This is a genomic window from Pseudonocardia sp. NPDC049154 (genome assembly GCF_040648315.1).
Classification (GTDB): Bacteria; Actinomycetota; Actinomycetes; order Mycobacteriales; family Pseudonocardiaceae; genus Pseudonocardia.
The window spans coordinates 21,979-43,411 of the sequence record NZ_JBEZDN010000031.1 but is presented as its reverse complement, the minus strand read 5'-3'; the positions used below and the strand labels follow the sequence as shown (position 1 = coordinate 43,411).

Annotated in this window: 19 protein-coding genes and 2 pseudogenes; 18 read left to right on the top strand and 3 right to left on the bottom strand. The window is 75.2% G+C overall.

Annotation, left to right across the window (positions count from 1 at the left end; genetic code table 11):
* Positions 1-116: 116 nt before the first annotated feature.
* The 14 genes and pseudogenes from AB0B41_RS17545 to AB0B41_RS17480 form a co-directional block, all read left to right on the top strand.
* Positions 117-1,088 (top strand): annotated as a pseudogene (locus AB0B41_RS17545) (DUF222 domain-containing protein); the annotation flags it as partial.
* 115 nt (positions 1,089-1,203) lie between these two features.
* The gene (locus AB0B41_RS17540) at positions 1,204-1,404 is read left to right on the top strand and encodes a hypothetical protein (RefSeq protein WP_358204201.1); all 201 of its coding nucleotides are present in this window, start codon (positions 1,204-1,206) and stop codon (positions 1,402-1,404) included.
* 328 nt (positions 1,405-1,732) lie between these two features.
* Positions 1,733-1,948 (top strand): annotated as a pseudogene (gene gvpJ / locus AB0B41_RS17535) (gas vesicle protein GvpJ); the annotation flags it as partial.
* 89 nt (positions 1,949-2,037) lie between these two features.
* A complete protein-coding gene (gene gvpO, locus AB0B41_RS17530; protein WP_358204199.1) occupies positions 2,038-2,625 on the top strand; it encodes a gas vesicle protein GvpO in 588 nt (195 codons plus the stop codon).
* Between the two features lie 186 nt (positions 2,626-2,811).
* Positions 2,812-4,419, top strand: a complete 1,608-nt coding sequence (locus AB0B41_RS17525) for a hypothetical protein (protein WP_358204197.1) — start codon at positions 2,812-2,814, stop codon at positions 4,417-4,419.
* A 105-nt stretch (positions 4,420-4,524) separates the two neighbouring features.
* Positions 4,525-5,535 carry a Ppx/GppA phosphatase family protein gene (locus AB0B41_RS17520; protein WP_358204196.1) on the top strand — a complete coding sequence of 337 codons (1,011 nt, stop codon included), beginning with the start codon at positions 4,525-4,527 and terminating at the stop codon, positions 5,533-5,535.
* Positions 5,532-7,088, top strand: a complete 1,557-nt coding sequence (locus AB0B41_RS17515; RefSeq protein WP_358204194.1) for a hypothetical protein — start codon at positions 5,532-5,534, stop codon at positions 7,086-7,088. Before AB0B41_RS17520 ends, AB0B41_RS17515 begins: the two co-directional genes overlap by 4 nt.
* Positions 7,085-7,936: a sugar phosphate isomerase/epimerase gene (locus AB0B41_RS17510; protein WP_358204192.1), complete on the top strand. Its 852-nt coding sequence runs from the start codon at positions 7,085-7,087 to the stop codon at positions 7,934-7,936. Before AB0B41_RS17515 ends, AB0B41_RS17510 begins: the two co-directional genes overlap by 4 nt.
* 50 nt (positions 7,937-7,986) lie before the next feature.
* Positions 7,987-8,826 (top strand): thioesterase family protein, encoded by an 840-nt coding sequence (locus AB0B41_RS17505; protein ID WP_358204190.1) that lies wholly within the window; start codon positions 7,987-7,989, stop codon positions 8,824-8,826.
* A 50-nt stretch (positions 8,827-8,876) separates the two neighbouring features.
* On the top strand, positions 8,877-9,689 hold the full coding sequence (gene proC, locus AB0B41_RS17500; RefSeq protein WP_358204187.1) for a pyrroline-5-carboxylate reductase: 813 nt from the start codon (positions 8,877-8,879) through the stop codon (positions 9,687-9,689).
* A 172-nt stretch (positions 9,690-9,861) separates the two neighbouring features.
* Entirely contained in the window at positions 9,862-10,095 is a 234-nt protein-coding gene (locus AB0B41_RS17495; protein ID WP_037052988.1) for a helix-turn-helix domain-containing protein, read from the top strand.
* A 202-nt stretch (positions 10,096-10,297) separates the two neighbouring features.
* On the top strand, positions 10,298-10,399 hold the full coding sequence (locus AB0B41_RS17490) for an AURKAIP1/COX24 domain-containing protein (protein WP_010241351.1): 102 nt from the start codon (positions 10,298-10,300) through the stop codon (positions 10,397-10,399).
* Positions 10,400-10,496: 97 nt separating this feature from the next.
* On the top strand, positions 10,497-11,582 hold the full coding sequence (locus AB0B41_RS17485) for an NAD-dependent epimerase/dehydratase family protein (protein WP_358204183.1): 1,086 nt from the start codon (positions 10,497-10,499) through the stop codon (positions 11,580-11,582).
* Between the two features lie 327 nt (positions 11,583-11,909).
* Positions 11,910-12,779 carry a lysophospholipid acyltransferase family protein gene (locus tag AB0B41_RS17480; RefSeq protein ID WP_358204244.1) on the top strand — a complete coding sequence of 290 codons (870 nt, stop codon included), beginning with the start codon at positions 11,910-11,912 and terminating at the stop codon, positions 12,777-12,779.
* A gap of 9 nt (positions 12,780-12,788) precedes the next feature.
* Here the strand turns inward: AB0B41_RS17480 and AB0B41_RS17475 are convergent, their stop codons facing one another.
* The 3 genes from AB0B41_RS17475 to AB0B41_RS17465 all read right to left on the bottom strand — a co-directional run bounded on the left by AB0B41_RS17475 (position 12,789) and on the right by AB0B41_RS17465 (position 16,267).
* Complete coding sequence (locus AB0B41_RS17475) at positions 12,789-13,688, bottom strand: HAD-IB family hydrolase (protein ID WP_358204242.1); 900 nt, start codon at positions 13,686-13,688, stop codon at positions 12,789-12,791.
* A 319-nt stretch (positions 13,689-14,007) separates the two neighbouring features.
* Complete coding sequence (locus AB0B41_RS17470; RefSeq protein ID WP_358204181.1) at positions 14,008-15,396, bottom strand: DUF5667 domain-containing protein; 1,389 nt, start codon at positions 15,394-15,396, stop codon at positions 14,008-14,010.
* A gap of 193 nt (positions 15,397-15,589) precedes the next feature.
* A complete protein-coding gene (locus tag AB0B41_RS17465) occupies positions 15,590-16,267 on the bottom strand; it encodes a sigma-70 family RNA polymerase sigma factor (RefSeq protein WP_358204179.1) in 678 nt (225 codons plus the stop codon).
* A 594-nt stretch (positions 16,268-16,861) separates the two neighbouring features.
* On the opposite strand from AB0B41_RS17465, the gene AB0B41_RS17460 reads away from it, so the two are divergent.
* From AB0B41_RS17460 to AB0B41_RS17445, 4 genes are all read left to right on the top strand, one after another.
* Positions 16,862-18,436 (top strand): AMP-binding protein, encoded by a 1,575-nt coding sequence (locus tag AB0B41_RS17460; RefSeq protein WP_358204176.1) that lies wholly within the window; start codon positions 16,862-16,864, stop codon positions 18,434-18,436.
* Complete coding sequence (locus AB0B41_RS17455) at positions 18,433-18,672, top strand: glutaredoxin family protein (RefSeq protein ID WP_358204174.1); 240 nt, start codon at positions 18,433-18,435, stop codon at positions 18,670-18,672. Before AB0B41_RS17460 ends, AB0B41_RS17455 begins: the two co-directional genes overlap by 4 nt.
* 106 nt (positions 18,673-18,778) lie before the next feature.
* Positions 18,779-20,356 carry a molybdopterin-dependent oxidoreductase gene (locus tag AB0B41_RS17450; protein ID WP_358204172.1) on the top strand — a complete coding sequence of 526 codons (1,578 nt, stop codon included), beginning with the start codon at positions 18,779-18,781 and terminating at the stop codon, positions 20,354-20,356.
* A 93-nt stretch (positions 20,357-20,449) separates the two neighbouring features.
* Entirely contained in the window at positions 20,450-21,121 is a 672-nt protein-coding gene (locus tag AB0B41_RS17445; protein WP_358204170.1) for a fasciclin domain-containing protein, read from the top strand.
* The last annotated feature ends 312 nt before the right edge of the window (positions 21,122-21,433 follow it).

The following is a 21,433-nucleotide window of genomic DNA, read 5'->3' as shown; positions in this document are numbered from 1 at the left end:
TCGAACGGCCGGTCCGAACTCGACGGTTCGCCTCAGCCACGTGGCCGAGCGGCAAGCGGTCGTCGAGCTGCGGTGACGGCAGGTCCTTCGAACATGTGTTCGAGTATGATCAGGGCATGGACGCAGGGCTCGTCGGTACCGCGCGTGATCGCCTTCAGGAGGCGATCGCGCAGCTGGCCGGTGCCGCCGGGCCCGATGCCGCTGCCGACGAGGTGATCGCCGGGCTCACCGCCTACGAGGAGGCTCGGCGGAGCCTGGACCGGGCGATGGTCGACGCGGTCGCGGACCTGCACCGGCGAGGGACCTTCGCCGAGCGTGGCTATCGGTCCCCCAGTGGCGCCCTGGGTGACCTGCTCGGCTGGGAGCGCTTCGAAGCCCGCCGCCGTGTGATCGCCGCCGAGTCGGTGTGCGAGCAGATCGGGCTCGACGGTGCTGCCCTGCCGGCCCGACTTCCCGCGACCGCGACCGTGTTCGCCTCCGGTGAGGTCGGGCTGCGGCACGTCGAGGTGATCGCCCGGCTGCTCGACAGCGGCCCCGCCCGGCGCCTGTCCCCGGAGACCTGGGCCGGGGCCGAGGTCCAACTCGCCTCCGGCGCCCGGCTCTACACGCCTTCCGAGCTGCACACCTGGGGCACCCAGCTCCTCGAGCTCCTCGACCAGGACGGCCCCGAACCCGACGACTCGCCGCCCGCGCAGATCAACGAGCTCCGGATCTCGCGCTTCCGCAGCCGGCCCGGCGGGAAGCTCGTCGGCCGCTACGACGACGCCGCCCTGTTCGACGCCATCGCCGCGGTCGTGGATGCCGGGGCCGCCCCGCGGGACACCGACGATCAGCGCAGCAGTGCGGAGCGGCAGGCCGAGGCGTTGGCCGAGGCCTGCACCCAGGTGCTGTTCCGGGGCCGGCTGCCCGAAACCGGGGGCCGGCGACCGCACGTGACCGTGACCGTGCGGTTGGAGGACCTGGAACGCCGGGCGGCGTCGGCGTCGCTGGAGTTCGGCGGGCAGCTCACCCCGCAGACCCTGCGCCAGTTGGCCTGCGACGCGGCGGTCATACCGGTGGTGCTCGACGGCACCGGGGTTCCGCTCGACGTCGGCCGGATCAGCCGCACCGTCCCGGACGGGCTGCGCCGCGCCGTCACCGTCCGCGACGGCGGCTGTGCGTTTCCCGGCTGCGACCGCCCACCGTCCTGGTGCGATCCATCATGTGAAGGAATGGCAGCACGGCGGCCCCACCACGCTGGGCAACCTCGCCATGCTCTGCGCCGTCCACCACCGGCTCGTCCACCACTCCCTGTGGGAGATCCGGATGGTCGACGGACGCCCGGAGTTCATCCCGCCGAGCTGGATCGACCACAGCAGGACACCCCGACGAAAACCACCCCCGCTCCTGCAACCGGTGGGGTGACACGACGGCCGCTCCCGTCTTCCCGGCCGATCCTTCGCGCGAGCCCGGCCGGGGGTTCGTCGACCTGGCCCACCTCAGGGCCTCTCTCGGCGCCCTGCCGGCGCAATGGGGCGGACGCCGATCGTCGCAATTCGCCAGGTGGCCGCGGTTCGCCGAGGCATCCGGGCTCGGACCGGGTACCCGGGCGGCCGGTCCCGGAGGGGTGTCCGGCTCCTCCGCCGGCGAAGGGAGAGCCCATGGTCCGGTCAGCGGTGGGAGCGAACCCGGAGCGAGCGGCGAGGCCCGGTGCCCGCGCTCGGACGCACCTGAGCGGAGGTGGCCCGTGTCCGTGACGACCACGCGCACCGCCGGTCCGCCGGTCACCCGGCACCGGAACGACTCGAACCTCGCCGACGTCGTCGAGCTCATCCTCGACCGGGGCCTGGTGATCGACGTGTTCGTGCGGGTCTCCCTGCTCGGGCTCGAGATCCTCACGATCGACATCCGGATCGTGGTCGCGAGCGTCGACACCTTCCTGCAGTACGCGGAGGCGACCGACCGCCTGTATCTGTACGGCACGAGTCCACGCGAACGGCGCCTACCCGCGGGGGACGACCACACCGAGGACGACGCCGAGTACGAGGGGTGAGCGCGATGGCCGACGAGGACAACCCGACGACGCCCCGCCGTCGGCGGAGCGCCCGGACGAGGCCCGCGCGGACCGAGAAGGCCGCGCCGGCGTCGGAGGAGGTCCGGGAGGACGACGCCGCGGACACCGCGGAGGAGGAACCCGTCGACGACGGCGCCGGGGAGGAGGCCGCGGGTACGGGGACCGGCGAGGAGGAGTCCGCCGAGGAGGAGTCCGCCGAGGAGGAGTCCGCCGAGGAGGAGTCCGGCGAGGAGGAGTCCGAGGAGGACTCCGGCGGGCAGGACGGTGCGGCCCGGGAGAGGCGCCCCGACGGCCCCGGCGGCCGGCCGGGTGGCTCGATCGTCCGGGTGGCGCGCCGCGCGGCGGAGCACGTCCGGGTGCTGACCGGCCGGCACCCGGAGACCGTGGTCTCGATCGAGCCGCGGAACGGCGACTGGTGTGTCGGGGTCGAGGTCGTCGAGACGCACCGCATCCCGGACTCGGCAGACATCCTCGCGATCTACGAGGTGCTCGTGCGGCCCGACGGCGACCTGCTGTCGTACCGGCGGGTCCGGCGCTACACGCGCGGTCAGGTCGACCGTCCGTGGCGGTGACGGGCGGCGCCGAGGCGTCCGCCACGACCCTCGCCCCGCCGATCGGCCCCGTCATGTCCGCCTGATCGGCACGTCCTCGCGAGGCGTCCGGAGTCAATTCGCCGCGATCGCCGGGTCCGGGGTTGGCGCGGGCGGGAGGTGGGGGATCCGCCGGCCCGACAGCACCCACGCGAGGAGGAGGCGACGATGTCGTCAGCACAACCGGCCGCCGGATCAGGACCGGCCCCGTCCGGCTCGTCCGACCAGCTGCAGGACGCGATGATCGCGTTCAACGACGAGGTCTTCGAGACCTTGCAGAAGCTGCTCAAGGCCCAGCAGGAGCTGGTCCGCGCCGTCATCGGGGCGGCCTCGGCGCCGGCGTCGGCCGGGGCGGACGAGGGCGGGCAGGACGAGCACGGGCCCGAGGACTCGGGCGCCGAGGGTGAGGCGCAGCCGGAGGTCATCTTCCCGCTCGACACCGAGACCGAGTCGCCCGAGGGCGGAGGCGACGAGGACGCCGAGGCCGACGAGGGCGCGGACGCGGAGGCCGAGGAGGTCGAGGAGGGCGCGGACGCGGAGGCAGAGGAGGTCGTGGACGCGGAGGTCGAGGAGGCCGAGGGCGACGAGGGGCCGGCGGACGAGGCCGACGGGGGCGCCGAGGACGCGGTGCCCCCCGACGCGGATTGGGTGCTCGACGCCGAGGCCGCCGGAGGCGTCGACGACGAGGAGGACGAGGCCGAGGGTGAGGAGGGCGTCGAGGCCGGGAGCGAGGACGCGCTGGACGCCGAGGCCGACGAGGGTGCCGAGGACGAGGCCGACGAGGGCCTGGACGACGAGGCGGACGAGGGTCTGGAGGACGAGGCCGACGAGGGTCTGGAGGACGAGGCTGACGAGGGACTGGAGGACGAGGCTGACGAGGACCTCGAGGACGAAGCTGACGAGGACCTCGAGGACGAAGCCGACGAGGACATCGAGGACGAGGCCGACGAGAGTGCCGAGGCCGAGGCCGACGACGGTCTGGAGGACGAGACCGACGACGGTCTGGAGGACGAGGCCGATGAGGGTCTGGAGGACGAGGCTGACGAGGGCCTGAACGACGAGATCGACGACGGTGCCGAGAACGAAGCCGTCGAGGGACTCGAGGACGAGGCCGACGAGGGTGCCGAGGACGAAGCCGTCGAGGACCTGGACGACGAAGCTGACGAGGGCCTGGAGGACGAGGGCGACGAGGGTCTCGAGGACGAAGCCGACGAGGACTTCGAGGACGAAGCCGACGAGGACTTCGAGGACGAAGCTGAGGACGGTGCCGACGCCGAGGCCGACCAGGGCGCCGAGGACGAGGGCGAGGCCGGGGACGAGGATCCCGACGGGCTGTCCGACGAGGACGTTCGCGTGGTCGCGGACGCGATGGTCGAGGCGGTGAACGCGGCTGCCGCGGACGAGGGCTCCTCGGACGGTCCCGCCGACTCCGCCGACTCCGCCGACTCCGCCGACTCCGCCGACTCCGCCGCCGACGACTCCGCCGACTCCGCCGCCGACGACTCCGCCGACTCCGCCGCCGACGACTCAGCCGACTCCGCCGCCGACGACTCAGCCGACGACTCCGCCGCCGACCAAGCGGAGGACGCGCCCGAGCGTCCGGCCGACAGCTCCGCCGACGACGAGGCCGCCGGCTCCACGCACGACCCGGACGACGACCAGGACGGTTCGGGCCGGCGTGGGTCGAAGGACTCCGCGCGATCGCAGAAGCGAGGCAAGTCCACGCGTCGCGGCACGTCCCGCCGGGGCAAGGCGCGCGCGGCGACCGACGGGTGATTCCCGGGCGACGGGGGCGGCGCCACCGCCGTCCCCGGCCCACCCGATCAGCGGGCCCGGTCACGGTGCGGGTACGGGGGAGGCACGGGCCGGTAACCTGATCGCGTGCGACTGGGTGTGCTCGACGTCGGCTCCAACACCGTGCACCTGCTGGTGGTGGACGCCCGCAGGGGAGGCCACCCGACCCCCGCGACCTCGCAGAAGGCCGAGCTGCGGCTGGCGGAGCACCTGCAGCCGGACGGCGCGCTGAGCAGGATCGGCGTCGACTCCCTGATCGCCGCCGTGCACACCGCGCGCGACTCCGCCGCCGAGCTGGAGTGCGACGACCTGCTGGCCTTCGCCACCTCCGCCCTGCGCGACGCGACGAACTCCGCCGCCGTCCTGGCCAAGGTGCGCTCCGACACCGGGGTCGCGCTCGAGGTGCTGCCCGGCGAGGACGAGGCGCGCTACACGTTCCTCGCCGTCCGCCGCTGGTACGGCTGGTCGGCCGGGCGGCTGCTGTGCCTCGACATCGGCGGGGGTTCGCTGGAGCTCGCGGCGGGCCGGGACGAGCACCCGGCGGCCGCCGCGTCGCTGCCGCTCGGGGCGGGCCGGCTGACCCGCGAGTGGTTCACCGGGGACCCGCCGTCGCGGCGCGAGGTCGAGGCGCTGCGGGAGAAGGTGGACGCCGATCTCGCGCCGGTCGCGCGCGAGCTCCGGAAACTGGGGGAGCCGGACCTGGCCGTCGGCACCTCGAAGACCTTCCGGTCCCTGGCCCGCCTGACGGGTGCGGCGCCCTCCGGCGCGGGCATCCGGGCCCGGCGGGTGCTGACCCACGCGGGGCTGCGGCAGCTCGGGTCGTTCATCAGCCGGATGTCGTCCGGGGACCTCGCGGAGCTGGAGGGCGTGAGCCCGAGCCGGGCGCACCAGCTCGTCGCCGGGGCGGTCGTCGCGGAGGCCGCGATGCGGGCCCTGAAGATCACGGAACTCGACCTCTGTCCGTGGGCGTTGCGCGAGGGAGTGATCCTCCGGCGGCTCGACACCCTCGACGGGTCGACCAGGGACGACCGCTCGGCGCACGACGCGCCCGGATCACTTGGACGCTTGACGTCGTACGAGGCACGGTGTAGCGGATGAGTTCAGAGTCCGACCAGCCGAGACAGCGCACGGTCGCCGAGCTGCTCGCCGAGAACGGCGGGGGAGCGGCGTCCGGGCGGCGTCGACGGCGCCGCGAGGCGGACGACTCGGGCGCCGAGCAGGCCGGCGGTCCTCCCGCCGCGGAGGGCCCGGGCGTCCCCGGCCGCCACGGCGGCACCCAGGCGTGGCGCGCCGAACCGGCCCCCGAGGCCCCGGCCCCCGCCGAGCCCTGGCGCACCGCCCGGCCGGCGGGCAACGCGTGGGAGCGCGGCCGCCAGGGCGGCCCGCGCCTCGAGCGCGACGCCGAGGAGGAGGCCGTCGATGACCGGGGCACCGGGTTCGGCCCGGGCGCCCGGCCGAACGGCGCGGCACCGGGTGGGTTCGCCCCGCGCGGCTTCGGCCGCCCCGACGAGGACGCTCCGCAGAACGGCTTCGGGCGCCCCAACGGCTTCGGTCCCGGTCAGGCGGGGCCGCAGCGTCCCGTCCAGAACGGCTTCGGCACCGCCGGGCAGGACGCGCCGAACGGCTTCGGCCGGAGCGGCCCGGGCCCGAACGGCGCTGCTCAGAACGGCACGGCCCACAACGGTGCGGCCCAGAACGGTGCGGCCCAGAACGGTGCGGCCCAGAACGGTGCGGCCCAGAACGGTGCGGCCCAGAACGGTGCGGCCCAGAACGGCGTCCAGAACGGGGCGCCCACCGGTGTCGGACAACCGCGCCCCTGGCAGAACGCGAGCCAGAACGGCGCAGGCCAGAACGGCGCGAGCCTCCAGGACCGCCCCGGCCCGACCGCCCCCGCACCGAACGAGCCCGAGTTCGGTCGCGCCCCCCACCGCCCCGACGCGCCCGCGCAGGGCGGCTGGGCCGGGAACACGGCGTCGGCCGGCACCGTCGGCCTGCCCACGGAGGCGGGGCGCACCGGTGCACCGGAGCAGTCCCCCTGGGCCCCCGTCGGCCGACCCGGGCGACCGGGCGAGCCCGGCACCGAGCAGCTCGGCCGCGTCCGCGCGCCGCAGGACGAGCCGCTGACCGCCCCGTTCGGCTCCGTGTACGCCGGCCCGCCCACCCAGCTCGGCGGCCGGCCCGTCCACGAGGACGACGACGCGGGTCCGCCCACCCAGTTCGGCGCCCCGCCCCTCCACGACGAGGACGAGGACGACGCCGGCCCGCCCACCCAGCTGGGCGCTCCCCCGCTCCACGACGAGGACGACGACGACACCTACCACGCCCCCGCGGGCCTGGGCAGGCGTGCGCCGGTCGAGCCCGACGAGGAGGACGAGGAGGAGGGCGAGGGCACGCCGCAGGGCTGGGCCGTCGTCATCGGCCAGTGGATCGCGGGCGCACTCGTCGGCGCCGCGGTGTGGGTCGGCTTCCGGTACCTCTGGTTCAACCTGCCGGTGGTCGCGCTGGCCGCCGCGGTGATCATCACGGTCGGCCTGGTGCTCGGGGTCCGCGCCCTGCTGCGCAACGACGACCTGCGCACCACCGCCTTCGCGGTGGGCGTGGGCCTGCTGCTGACCGTCTCCCCCGCGATCCTGGTACTCCTGGAACGGTGACCTCCCCGCCGGTCGCCCTGTCCACCGCCTCGGTCTACCCGGAGCCCGCCGCGGCGGCGTTCGAGCTGGCCGCGGAGCTGGGGTACGACGGCGTCGAGCTGATGGTCTGGACGGATCCGGTGTCGCAGGACGCCCGGGCCGTCGAGCGGCTCGCGGAGCGGTACGGGGTGCCGGTGCTGGCCGTGCACGCGCCCTGCCTCGCCGTCACGCAGCGGGTGTGGGGGTCGGACCCGGTCACCCGGATCCGCCGGTCCGTCGCGGCCGCGGAGCGGTTCGGGTCGCGCACCGTGGTGCTGCACCCGCCGTTCCGCTGGCAGCGTCGCTACGCCGCGGTGTTCGCCGACGAGGTGGCCCGGGCGGGGGAGCGGGCGGGCGTGCGGCTCGCCGTCGAGAACATGTTCCCGGTGTCGCGGGGCCGGATCCGCACCGTGCCGTACGCGCCCGGCTTCGACCCGACCGTGGTCGGCCACAGCTTCTACACCCTCGACCTCTCGCACACCGCCGCTGCCGGCTCGGACGCGCTGGCCATGCTCGACCGCATGGGCGACGGGCTGGTCCACCTGCACCTCACGGACGGCTCCGGCGGCCCGCGGGACGAGCACCTGATCCCCGGGCGCGGCACCCAGCCCTGCGCCGAGGTGTGCGAGCGGTTGGCCACGCGCCGGTTCGCGAGCGAGGGCGTCGTGGTCCTCGAGGTGAGCACGCGGCGCTGCCGGACCCGGGACGAGCGGTCTGCGATGCTGGCCGAGGCGCTCGTCTACGCCCGCCTGCACCTGGTCGCGCCGGTCCCGCCGGTGTTGACCGTCCCGGAGCAGGCGCCCCTGCCGCAGCCCGCCCCCCAGGGCTGAGCGGCGCGCGTCACACCGCCGGAGCGGGCCCGGCGTGATACGACCGTTTCATGGCTCCCACCGATGTGACCGTCGATCGGCCGTTCGCGGCGTCCACCGTGCTGACCGACGAGGGCGGGGGCCGCTTCACCGCGGAGCTCGGCACGCTGTTCTCCATCGGCGGCAAGGCCCACGGCGGCCTGCTGATGGTCCTGCTGACCAAGGCGGGGCTCGCCAGGCTGAACGCCGAGCACGGCGGGGACACCGAGCTCGATCCGGTGGTCGTCGGGACGGAGTTCCTGCGCGCCCCCGAACTGGGCACGGTCGAGCTCGAGACGGACGTGCTCAAGCTCGGCCGGCAGGCGTCGGTCGCGGCGGCCCGGATGACCCAGGACGGCAGGCTCCTGCTCTCGGCCACCGTCACGGCGGGCGCGCTGCCCGACGCCGACCCGAGCTGGCTGGCCGAGTCCCCGATGCCGCTGGAGCCGCCGGCGGACGCGATCGACTTCGTGCCGGACGTCCGGACCCCCGGCGAGGGGCTGGCCGCGGCCACCGAGGCGCGCTACGACCCGGCCACGATGGCGTTCCTGCGCCGGGAGACCGCGGAACCGGTGGTGCGGGGCTGGATGCGGCCCCGCGGGGAGGACCCGGACCCGTTGTTCGCGCTGCTCGCCGGGGACGCGCTGCCGCCGACCGTGTTCAACCGGGGCGCCGGGCGCGGCTGGGCACCGACCGTGCAGCTCACCGCGATGCTGCGGGCGCGGCCCGCGCCGGGCTGGCTGGCGCTGGAGTCGCGCTCGCAGATGATCGCCGGGACCTGGTTCGACGAGGACTGCACCGTGCGCGACGCGACGGGCCGGGTGGTCTGCCAGGCCCGCCAGCTCGCGCTCTCCCCGCTCTCGCGCAAGTAAGGCGCGCACCCTCCCCGACCTGCCCGGAGTCCGGCGGTTACCGTCGATCCATGACACGTATCGCGGTTCTGGGCGGCGGCAAGATCGGCGAGGCGCTCCTCTCGGGGCTGCTCGCGGCGGGCCGGCCCGCGGCGGACCTGGTGTTCACCGAGCGACACCCGGAGCGGGCCGCCGAGCTGTCCGGACGCCTCGGGGTGGACTCGGCCGACGTGGCGGGCGCCGCGGCCAAGGCCGACGTCGTGGTGGTCGCGGTCAAGCCGCAGGACATCGCCCCGGTCCTCACCGAGCTGAAGGCGGCGTTGACCCCGGGGACGCTCGTCGTCTCGCTGTGCGCCGGCCTGCCGACCGCGCTGTTCGAGGGCGGTCTGCCCGAGGGGACGCCGGTCGTGCGGGTCATGCCGAACACCCCGATGGTCGTCGGCGAGGCGATGAGCGCGGTCTCCGGCGGCAGCCACGCCACCACCGAGCACCTGGCGCTCGCCGAGGAGATGCTCGGCTCGGTGGGCCGCGTGGTGCGGGTCCCCGAGGCCCAGCAGGACGCCGTGACCGCGCTGTCCGGCTCCGGCCCGGCGTACTTCTTCTACCTGGTCGAGGCCATGATCGACGCCGGGATACTGCTGGGCCTGCCGCGCACCGTCGCCGCCGACCTGATCGTCCAGTCCGCCTTCGGCGCGGCCACCATGCTCCGGGAGTCCGACGACCACCCGGTGCTGCTCCGCGAGGCCGTCACGTCCCCGGCCGGCACGACCATCGCGGCCATCCGCGAGCTGGAACGGCACGGCGTCCGGGCGGCGCTGATCGACGCGATCGAGGCCGCGCGGGACCGCTCGGTGGAGCTGGGACGCTCGGTGCAGAACCGTTGACCCGAACGAAGGATCACGTCTCACCCTGACGCGCGGCTGAATTCCCTGCCCGAGTGGCATGGTGTGTCGAAGGCGTCACACCGGCACCGCTATCCTCACGGGGAACACGCCGCGCGGGGGACGAGGACCCCGGGCGGGACCGTGGGACTTCTCCAGGGAAGGCGGTGTCCGGATGGCCACGCAGCAGCCAGGGCATTCAGGGCAGCCCGAACGCATCGACAACATCGCCGCGGTGCAGTTCCTCACCGTGGCGGAGGTCGCCGCCATGATGCGGGTCTCCAAGATGACCGTGTACCGGCTGGTGCACGGTGGGGAGCTCCCCGCGGCCCGGGTGGGTCGTTCGTTCCGCGTCCCGAAGCGCGCCGTCGAGGACTACCTGCGGCACGCGTACTTCGACGCGGGCTGAGCGGCGCGGGCAACCCGCTCACTCCCAGCAGTCCACGACCCGCCCTGGCGGGTCGGTCCGCCGGGCGCCGGGTAGGATCGGCGACCGGTCATCGTCTCGCCGTGTGCACCCGCGTGCGCGCGACCGCCGCGCGGCGGGGACACACCCTCTCGGGCCGGCTCCCGGCCGCGAGCGAAGCAGTGAGCACAGGAGGTACCGGCGCATGGGCTCGGTCATCAAGAAGCGTCGCAAGCGCATGTCCAAGAAGAAGCACCGCAAGCTGCTCCGCAAGACCCGCGTGCAGCGTCGCAAGCTCGGCAAGTGAGGTGTGACCCCGCCCGTCCCTCGCAGGGGCGGGCCGGGGTCCACCGGCCCGGGTCGCACCCGGGATCCCTGGTCGCACGACGAACGAGGTCGGGTCCGTGACGCGCACGGGATCTCCCCGCGACGCCGACCGCAGCAGCGGCGGCGCCGCTCCCTCCGTCGTGCTGGTGACAGGTGTCAGCCGCTTCCTCGGCGGCAACCTGGCCGCACGGCTCGCCGCGAACCCCGCCATCGAGCGGGTGCTCGGCGTCGACACCGTCCCCCCGTCCCGGGACATGTTGCGCCGCATGGGCCGCGCGGAATTCGTCCGCGCGGACATCCGCAACCCGCTCATCGCCAAGGTCATCTCCGGCGCCGGCGTCGACACCGTGGTGCACGCCGCCCTCTCCGCCGGCCCCGGCTCGTCCGGCGGCCGCACGGCGATGAAGGAGATGAACGTCATCGGGACGATGCAGCTCCTCGCCGCCTGCCAGAAGTCGGAGCGGGTGCGGCGCGTCGTCCTGAAGTCCACCACCGCCGTCTACGGCTCGGGCTCGCGCGACCCCGCGCTGTTCGACGAGTCGATGACGCCGAAGGACCTCCCCTCCGGCGGCTACGCCAAGGACGCCGCCGAGATCGAGGGCTACCTGCGCGGCTTCGCCCGCCGCCGCCCGGACGTCACGACCAGCGTCCTGCGCTTCTGCAACTACGTCGGCCCGCGCATCGAGACGGTGCTGACCCGCTACTTCTCGCTGCCGGTCGTCCCGACGATCCTCGGCTTCGACCCGCGGCTGCAGTTCCTGCACGAGGAGGACGCGCTCGCCGTGCTCGAGCGGGCCGCCGTGGAGGAGCATCCCGGCGTCTACAACGTCGCGGCCGACGGGGTGCTCATGCTCTCCCAGGCCATCCGCCGGGCCGGCCGGGTGCAGGCCGGGGTCCCGTCACCGCTGGTCGGGCCGGTCGGTCGGTTCCTGCGCGGCACCCGCGTCGTCGACTACTCGCCGGAGCAGATGCGCTTCCTCAACTTCGGCCGGGTGGTGGACACGACGAGGTTGAAGGAACGCTTCGGCTTCCACCCTCGCTGGACCACCGTCCAGGCCTTCGACGACTACGTGCGCGGCCGCGCGCTGCGGCCGGTCCTCGGGGCCGAGCGGATCGAGGCGGCGGAGCGGACGGTCCTGCAGGCCGCGCGGATGCTGCACTAGCGGGCCACGGGGCCGGGGGTAGGCATGGTGCGGCGGTCGGGGAAATCGGACAACGGCGCAGGATCGGAGGGGGTTCGGGTGCCGGAAGCGCGCGTCATCCCGTTGCGGGCGGACGAGACCGGGGGACGCACCCGGTGGCGGCTCGGGGAGGGCCGCGACCGGGGCGGGAGCCGCCAGGGCGCGCGCACCCGCGCGGGCGCGGAGGCACGCGAGCCGGGCCGCGAGACCGGGCGTGAGCCGGGTCGCACGCGCGGTCCGGCCACGACCACGCCGCGCCCCCGCCCGGCGCTCGACGAGGACGGGAGCGGCGGCGCCGCGGTGCCGCCCGTGGCGGCCGTGCCGGACCCGGAGCCCCCGGCCTGGGAGGTCGGGCTCGAGGAGGTGCTGCGGTTCCTGCGCCGCCGCCTCTCGGGCGACTACTCGGTCGACGAGTTCGGTTTCGACGCCGACCTCGCCGACAAGGTGCTCGCGCCCGCGCTGCGGCCGCTCTACGAGCGCTGGTTCCGGGTGGAGACCATCGGCCTGCACCACGTCCCGGACACCGGCGGCGCGCTCGTCGTCGCCAACCACTCGGGGACCCTCCCGCTCGACGCGCTGATGACCATCCAGGCGCTGCACGACGAGCACCCGGCCGCCCGCCGGTTGCGGCTGCTCGGCGCGGACCTCATGTTCAAGCTGCCGGTGGTGGGTGAGCTGGCCCGCAAGAACGGCGCCACCCTGGCCTGCAACGCCGACGCGGAGCGGCTGATGTCCTCCGGCGAGCTCGTCGGGGTGTTCCCCGAGGGCTTCAAGGGCATCGGCAAGCCCTTCAAGGACCGGTACAAGCTGCAGCGCTTCGGCCGCGGCGGGTTCGTCTCCGCCGCGCTGCGCACCGGCGTGCCGATCATCCCGTGCTCGATCGTCGGCGCGGAGGAGACCTACCCGAAGATCGGCGACATCGCGCCGCTCGCCCGGCTGCTCGGCGCGCCGTACTTCCCGATCACGCCGACCTTCCCGCTGCTCGGCCCGCTGGGTCTCGTCCCGCTGCCGTCGAAGTGGTACATCGAGTTCGGCGAGCCGATCTCGCTCGACGCCTACACCCCGGCGGACGCCGAGGACCCGATGCTCGTGTTCAACCTGACCGACCAGGTGCGCGAGACCATCCAGCACACCCTCTACCGGCTGCTCAGCCAGCGGCGGAACGTGTTCCTGGGCTGAGCGGGGCCCTCAGCGCCGCCGGTACGCCACGCCGGCGGCGACCGCCCCGGCCACCGCACCGGCGCCGAGCACCGAGGGCACCCCGATCCGGGCCACCTTGCGCCCGCTGCGGAAGTCCCGGATCTGCCAGCCGCGGTCCTTGGCGACGTCCCGCAGCTCCGAGTCCGGGTTGACGGCCACGGCGGTGCCGACCGCGGACAGCATCGGCACGTCGTTCACCGAGTCCGAGTAGGCGGTGCAGCGCCGCAGGTTCAGGCCCTCGGTGGCGGCCAGCGCGCGCACCGCGTGGGCCTTCGCCGGGCCGTGCAGGATCTCGCCGACCAGCCGCCCGGTGTAGTGCCCGTCGACGCTCTCGGCGACCGTGCCGAGCGCCCCGGTCAGGCCGAGCCGCCGAGCGATGATCAGGGCCAGCTCGACGGGCGTCGCCGTGACCAGCCAGACCCGCTGCCCGGCGTCGAGGTGCATCTGGGCGAGTGCGCGGGTGCCGGCCCAGATCCGGTCCGCCATCAGCTCGTCGTAGATCTCCTCGCCGAGCGACACGACCTCGTCGACGGGGCGGCCCGCGACGAAGGACAGCGCGGTGTCCCGGTGCCCGGCGATGCCGTTCTTGTCCTCGCGCCCGCCGATCCGGAACTTGAGCTGCTGCCAGGCGAATCCGGCGAGGTCGGAGGTGGTGAAGAACTTGCGGGCCGCCAGCCCGCGGGCGAAGTGGAAGATCGAGGCGCCGACCATCATCGTGTTGTCGACGTCGAAGAACGCGGCCGCGGTGAGGTCCACGTCGGCCGCCGCGGACGGCGGTGGCTCACCGGCGGCGACGGCGGCGGCCGCGGCGGCCTCGCCCGCCCGCTGCGCGCGGTCGAGGGCCGTGGCCTCCTCGATCACGTCGGTCGTCTCGGTGACGCCCGCCACCTCACCGCGGGCACCGTTCCGAAGCGGGTCGGCGGCACCGTCCCGGCCCTCCCCGCCCGCGCCCTGCGGCTCACCGTGCTCCACAACCACCTCGGGTCCTACCACCTGGGGGCCTCCCGGTCCGTGCTCGCGCCGGTCCGTGCCCGCCGTGCCGATCCGTCCGCCGGCCCGGCCGTTCCGTGACCGGTCGGGCACCGCGCGTCCAGCCTACTGGGCGACCCCGACCGTACCGACGCGAAACGGCCTCCGGACGCGGAACGGGGCCGCACGGTGTGTCACCGCGCGACCCCGTTCCGTCGTCTTCCGGGCTGTCCGCCGCTCAGCCGATGGTGATCGGCCCCAGGCCGGGCAGCAGCGGCGGCAGCGTGATCGGGGGCAGGACGCCGCCCCCGCCGCCGCTCGGTGCCTCGGACGAGCTCTTCTCCGTGCTGCTCGACTTCTCCGAGCCGCTCGTCGTGGTGCTCGTCGCACCCGCCTCGCCGGTCCCGGGCAGGACGCCCTCCGGCAGCAGCCCGTTCTCGGTCGCGCTCGGGTCGCTCGACGGCTGCGGGCCGGTGCTGTCCGACGGCGCGGCCGGGCTGGTGCGCGCGGACTGCGGGCTGCCGTTCGGGATCCGCTCGTCGACCGCGCCGCCACCCTGGCCGGCGTTCGACGCGACCGGGACGCAGGGGCCGGTGGCCGGGATCGGGCCGAGGTCGTCGACGCCGTCGCTGACCTCGCTGCAGCCCATCCGGGCCTGCAGGGCCGCGGCCCGCTCCGACATGCGCTCCATCAGCCGCGCCGACCGGTCGGCGCCCGGGATCTCGCCGCCCGAGGTCCGCAGGGCCTCGATCGCCCGGGCCTGCTTCTGCGCCCAGGCATCGAGGTCGCCGAGACCGGTGTCGGTCGGCGGCTGCGCGCCGGACAGCATCATCCGGGAGCCCTCGCTGGCCGCGTCGTCGAACGCGGTGAGCGCGGACTCGTAGGTGTCGGCGGACGGCGCGCGACCGGCCTGCTGCAGCGCCCGCACCTCGTCCAGCCGGGTCGCGGCCAGGTCGAGGTGGCGCTGCGCCTTGGCCGCGTCGCCGAAGGTGAACGCGGTGCCGGTGGACTCGGTCGCGAGCTTGACCGCGTACAGGCTGTCGCCCGGCAGCGCGTCCCGGCTCATCATCGCCGTGCCGCCGGTGAGGGCGACCAGCGCGAGCGCCGCGGCGCCGCCGACGAGGGCGACCCGCTTGCGCAGGCTCGGCCGCCGCCCGCCCGGGCCGCGGGACCCGCCGGCGCGGCCGGGGTTGTCCGGGTGGTCGGTGGGCAGCACGTGCCGCGGACCCCGCTTCGACCGCCGGGAGCCGGCTCCGCCCGTGGCCGAGGCCGCCACGGTGCGCTCACCGGAGGATCCGGAGCGGGTCGCGCCCTCGGGCCCCTCCGGCCGCAGCGCGGCGGTGAGGTCGGTGGTCTGCTCCAGCGCGTCCGCCGGGACCGGCTCGATCCGGGTGGTCCGCTCGGTGGCGGACTCCTCCGGCGCGCCCCACTCCTTCTCCAGGGCGGCGAAGAAGTTCGAGCGCATGCGCTCGGCGGTCTCGTCGTCCGGGCTCAGGTCGGTACGGCTGCGATCGAGCGCGGCCGCGAGGGCCAGCTCGTGCTCCAGATCGTCGTCCGGCGCGAAACGGGGGTCGAGATGTTCCTCGCCCCACCACTCGTCGTCCGAGCCCCATCGTCCCGCGGGCATGTTCGCCGTCCTCACTGCATCCCTGCACTGTTCGTCAGCGTCCGGCCCGATCGGGGCCTCGCGCTCTGCCGACGTTCACCCACACAACGAGACGGGCGGTCGTCGGTTACGGCACAAGGACCGTTCACCGCTTGGTGTGGCTCACTCGTCGCATCCGTAACGACAAGCATGTAGTTCGCGATATAGGCGCCGCTCACCGCAACCCCTCGGGGAGGAGCTGCGCCAGACGGCGTACGGCGCGGTGCTGCAGCGCCTTCACCGCCCCCTCGGCCCGGTTCATCCGCTGCGCGGTCTCGGCGACCGACAGTCCCTGGAGGAACCGCATGCGGATGCAGTCCTGCTGGTCGGGGTTGAGCTTCTCGATCGCCTTGAGCAGCTCCGAGTTCGTGGCGTTCTCGATGACCTGCTGCTCGGGCCCGTGCGTGCTCGGGGAGTGCTCGACCATGTCCGCGGTCGTCGACTCGAGCCGGTACCGGCTGGACTTGACGTGGTCGAAGATCAGGTTGCGCGCGATCGTGACGAACCAGGCGCCGATGTCCCGGCCCTGGTAGCTCACCGAGCCGATCCGGCGCAGCGCGCGCAGGAACGTCTCCTGGGTGAGGTCCTCGGCCAGCGTGCGGTCGCCGAGCCGGAACAGCACGTACCGGAAGACGACCTCGTGGTAGCGCGCGTACAGCTCCTTGAAGGCGTCCTGGTCGCCGGCCTGGCAGGCCTTGACCAGGGTCCAGGAGCCGCCGCCGTCCGGCTCGGCGTCCGGACGCGGCTCGACCGCCCCCGGTCCGGGCTCGGCCGAGCGCGGCTGCGGGCCCGACGGCGGGGGACCCGCCGGCGGCGGGACGGCGTGGGGACGGGCGACGGGGGGAGCTGTCACGGGCGCCTGCTGTCGGGTCGGCCGGCCGTCCGGGGTCCGGCCGTCGGCCGGGGCGGTCGGGTCGGGCGCGGACGGGGGAGCGGCGGGTGCCGGTCGGTGGGTCGTGGAGCCGACGGACCGGGCCTGCCGGGGCAGGTCGGACCAGGAGGAGGGAGCCGGGTCCGCACCGGTCGGGTGCGAGGGCCCGAACCGCTCCGTGGGGAGCAGCCCGTCGGGACGCATCGAGGAGGTCATGAAGCCCGGTGCACCCGGTGTCGGACAGGGCAGCGCGGGAGGACCCGCGGTGCGCTGGCAACAGGCTGCATGCCACTCCCTTGGGTGAGAACTCGTGCCGAACCCGGCGGTCCGGCGTTGGCAGGTTGTGGGGGCGGACTCTAGGGCAGCCGCCCGGCGCCCAGACGGGTGCCACCGCTCGCCGAATGCCTTATCCGGTGAGCGGACGGTCACGCGCGGTCAACGTGGTCGTGGCGTAGCGTGTTCGGTCGACGCGCCGCGTGACGGCGTGTCGACCTGCCGCCGGGCGCACGGGGGTTGCGCTCGGACGGACTTCACGTCATGCGCGAGGGCGGTCCCGCCGTCTGCCAGACTCGGCGCGTGCAGCCTTCCACCACCCGGAGCCCCGGCCCCGGGCCCGACGTCGAGCACCTGGGTGAGCTGGTCCGGCGGGCGGCGCGCCGCGAGCCCGGCCAGCCCGCGGTCGTCGACGTCACCGCCGGGCGCACGCTGACCTGGGCGGAGCTCGACGCCGCCGCCGACGCGGAGGCCACGCGGCTCGCCGCCGCCGGGATCGGCCCCGGGGACCGGGTCGTGCTGGTGCTGCCCAACGGCACCGGCTTCTGCGTCGCCCTGTTCGGCGTGCTGCGCGCCGGGGCGATCGCCGTCCCCGTCGGCCAGCGGTCGGTGGCCCGCGAGGTCGCCGTGGTCCTCGACGACGCCCGGCCTGCCGCCGTCGTCGCCGACGCCGGGGTCGCGGCCGACGTCGCCCGGGAGGCCGGCCTGCCGGTCCTCGCGCCGCCGCCCGTCGAACGGGAGGCGCCCGGCACCCCGGTGCCCGAGGCGCCGGGCGGCGAGGCGATCGCGCTGCTCATCTACACGTCCGGCACCACCGGCCGCCCGCGCGGCGTGCAGCTGTCGCACCGCGCGCTGCTGGCCAACCGGGCGCAGACCGCCGCGCTCCGCCCCGCCCCGGTCACCCCGGCCGACCGGGTCCTGCTGGCGCTGCCGCTCTTCCACAGCTTCGGGCTGGCCGCCGGCTTCCTGCAGGTGTGCTGGGCCGGCGCGACGGCCGTGCTCACCGAGCGGTTCGACGCCGGCGCCACCCCGCGGATCCTGCGCGACCACCGGGTCAGCGCCCTGGCGGGGGTGCCGTCGCTCTACCGGGCCCTGCTCGACGTGCCGGCCGAGGACCTGCGCGGGGCGCTCGAGGGCGTGCGGATCTGCACCTCCGGCGGCGCGCCGCTGCCCCCGGCCTGGCTCACCGCCTTCCGCGAGGCCACCGGCACGGAGGTGCTCGAGGGCTACGGGCTGTCCGAGGCCGGCCCGGTCGTCACCTGCAACCTCCCGGGGCACAGCAAGCCGGGCTCGGTCGGCAGGCCGATCCCGGGCGTCGAGCTGCGCCTGGTCGACGCCGAGGGCGAGCCGCTCGCCGGGCGCACGGCCGAGGAGGGCGAGGAGGGCGACACCGCCGACGTCTTCTCCGACCCGGAGGAGGACACCGGGCTGGTCGCGGTGCGGGGCCCCAACCTCTTCTCCGGCTACTGGCCGGACGGCGCGGGCGGGCCCGACGCCGAGGGCTGGTTCCGCACCGCGGACGTCGGCTACCTCGACGCGGACGGGGACCTGCACCTCGTGGACCGGTCGACGGACCTCGTCATCGTCAACGGGTTCAACGTCTACCCCCGCGAGGTCGAGGAGGTCCTCGCCGGGATGGACGAGGTGGCCGAGGTCGCCGTCGTCGGGGTGCCGGACGACCGGACGGGCGCCGCCGTCAAGGCCGTGATCGTGCCCGCGCCGGGCACGAGCCCGGACGCCGACGCGGTCCGGGAGTACTGCGCGACCCGGCTGGCCCGCTTCAAGCGGCCCACCGTGATCGCGTTCGTCGACGAGCTGCCGCGCACGCCGACCGGGAAGATCGCCCGGCGGGTGCTGGCGGGGACGGAGACCGCATGAGCCGGACGGTCACGGTGCTGAGCAGGGCGAACTGCCACCTGTGCGAGGTCGCCGAGGCGGACGTCGCGCGGATCTGCGGCGAGCTGGGCGTGGACTGGCGCACCGAGGACGTCGACGCCGACCCGGAGCTGCGCGCCGAGTACGGCGACATGGTCCCGGTGATCCTGATCGACGGGAAGCAGCACGGCTACTACCGGGTGGAGGAGGAGCGGTTCCGCCGGGCCCTCACCGCGTGAGCCCGACCCCGTCCGCAGTATGGATCCATGACGCGTCCATGAGCCGGTCGCACGCGCACCATGGATCCATGACGCGGGTGAACCTCCGGGGCTCCGGGAGCGAACCATGGACGTGAGCCACACCCTCGCCCGTCCCGCCGCCCCGGTCCTGTCGCGTCCCGTCGCCGCCGCGGTCGCGGTGCTCGCCGTCGGCGCGGCGCTCGGGGTGGGCCAGCTCGTCGCCGGGCTGCTGTCGCCCACGTCGTCGCCCTACCTGGCGGTCGGCGACGCGGCGGTCCGCCTGGCGCCGCCGCCGGTCGTCGAGTTCGCGAAGTCGGCCTTCGGCACCGCCGACAAACCGGTGCTCCTCGCCGGAATGGCCGTGGTGCTGCTGCTGGTCACGGTGGCCGCCGGGCTCGCGTCGCGCCGCTCGTCGGTACCGGCGCAGGTCGTGATCGGGGCGCTGGGCCTGGCGGGGACCGCCGCGGTGGTCCTCGGCCCGGCGTTCGCGCCGGCGGACCTGGTCGCGCCGCTCGCCGCGGCTGCGGCGGGCCTGTGGGTGGTCCGCACGCTGCACCGGCTCGCCCTCGCCGCGGCGGCGGCCCCCGAGGCGCCGGGCGTGCGCGGCCTCCCGCGGCGGACGGTGCTGATCGGGGCCTCGGCCGCGGTCGGGGTCGGCGCGCTGGCGGCCGGCGGGGTCGGCGTGGCCGTCGGGCGCGGGACCGTCGACTCGCGCACCCGCCTCACCCAGCGGCTCGCCGCCGCGACCGTCGTCCGCGAGGCCCCGCTGCCGCCCGGGACGGACTTCGCCGCCGAGCTGGGCACCACGCGGTTCGTCACGCCGAACCCGGAGTTCTACCGGATCGACACGGCCCTGCGGGTGCCGCAGCTGCGCGCCGAGGACTGGAGCCTCCGCGTGCACGGCCGGGTGGCGCGGGAGCTCACGCTGACGGTCGACGACCTGTTCGCCCGCCCGCTCGTCGAGCGGACGATCACGATGACCTGCGTGTCCAACGAGGTCGGCGGCGACCTCATCTCGACCGCCCGGTTCGTCGGCGTCGAGCTGGCGGACGTGCTCCGTGACGCGGGCCCGCTGCCCGGCGCCGACCAGATCCTCTCCACCAGCACGGACGGCTGGACGGCCGGCACCCCGACCGCCGTGGTCCTCGAGCCGGGGCGCGGGGCGCTGCTGGCGCTGGGGATGGACGATGAGGCGCTGCCCGCCGAGCACGGCTTCCCGGTGCGGATGGTCGTGCCCGGGCTGTACGGCTACGTCTCGGCCACCAAATGGGTCACCGACCTCGAGCTGACCTCCTTCGCCGACCGCGACTCCTACTGGGTGCAGCGCGGCTGGGGCGAGCGCGGGCCGATCAAGACGGAGTGCCGCATCGACCTGCCCCGCGGCTTCTCGCAGGTGCCGGCCGGGCGGGTGACCGTCGCCGGTATCGCGTGGTCGCAGCCGCGGGGCATCTCCCGGGTGGAGATCAGCGTCGACGGCGGCCCGTGGGCCGAGGCGCAGCTCGCCGCGGAGGTCGGCGGGAACACCTGGCGGATGTGGCGCGGCACGGTCGAGGTGGGTCCGGGCAGCCACACCGTCCGCGCCCGGGCCACGGACGGCCTGGGGAACCTGCAGACCGAACAGCGCGCCGACGTGCTGCCCGACGGCGCGACGGGCTGGCCCGCGATGATCTTCTCCGCGGCCTGACCGGGCAGCCGAGACCTGATCGTGATCCCGCCGGACGGGCGTGCCGGCGGCGGACACGTTAGGCATGGGCAGGCCCCGGGAAGGAGAGATGTCGTGCGCAGCATCCAGCGTCTGGTCACCCTCGGAGCGGCCGCGGCCGCCGTCGTCGTGCTGGGGGCGTGCACCGCCGCCAGCCAGGAACCGTCCACGGCGACGGACGTGCCGCCGGTGCCCACCGTCGCCGCCGCCGGTCCGCTGACCCCGACGCCGGGTCCGGGCAGCACGAACGCCGCGGAGGTCTTCGGCCCGGGCTGCGCCTCGCTGCCCACCGGAGACGACCCGGGCTCCCTGTCCAGCATGTCGCTGGCGCCGGTCGCGGCCGCCATCGAGACGAATCCCCAGCTCACCACGCTGACCGCGCTGATCGGCCGGGCGAACCTCACCGAGGCCCTCAACGCCGCGCCCGGCGTCACGCTGTTCGCACCGACGAACGAGGCCTTCACCGCACTCCCGCCGGAGCGGCTCGCCGCCCTCGAGGCCGACCCGGCCCGGCTCGCCCCCCTGCTGCAGTACCACGTCTCCGGGACGCGGCAGAGCGCCGAGGAGCTGAGGGCCGCCGGCACCTCGACCGAGCTCGCCGGCGGCACGGTGCGCATCGGCGGCACGGGCGAGGAGATGACCGTCGCCGGCGCCTCCGGCGCCCCCGCCACCGTCCTCTGCGGGAACATCCCGACCGGCAACGGGACGGTCTTCATGATCGACTCGGTGCTCCTGCCCCAGGCCTGACCCGGCACCCGGGGCGCACCCCGGAGCGTCACCGCCCCGGGCGTGTCGTACGACACGTGCGGGGCGGTCCGGCGCGGTGAGCGGCCGGTCCCGGACGACCACCGGTCCGCGCGCGACGGGCGCGCCCGGAGCACGTCCGGGACCAAGATCGCAACTTTGTGCACGCCTTCACGAGCGACTACCGTGGATGGGCGTCGCCACCGAACGACCCGACCGGCTCCAGTCCGGGCGGGCAGCGCCGGTCGCGCAGGCCGCCGCCGTCCCGGCCGCGGCCCCATCAGGACGAGTACGACGCCCGAGGAGTCGCCGCGT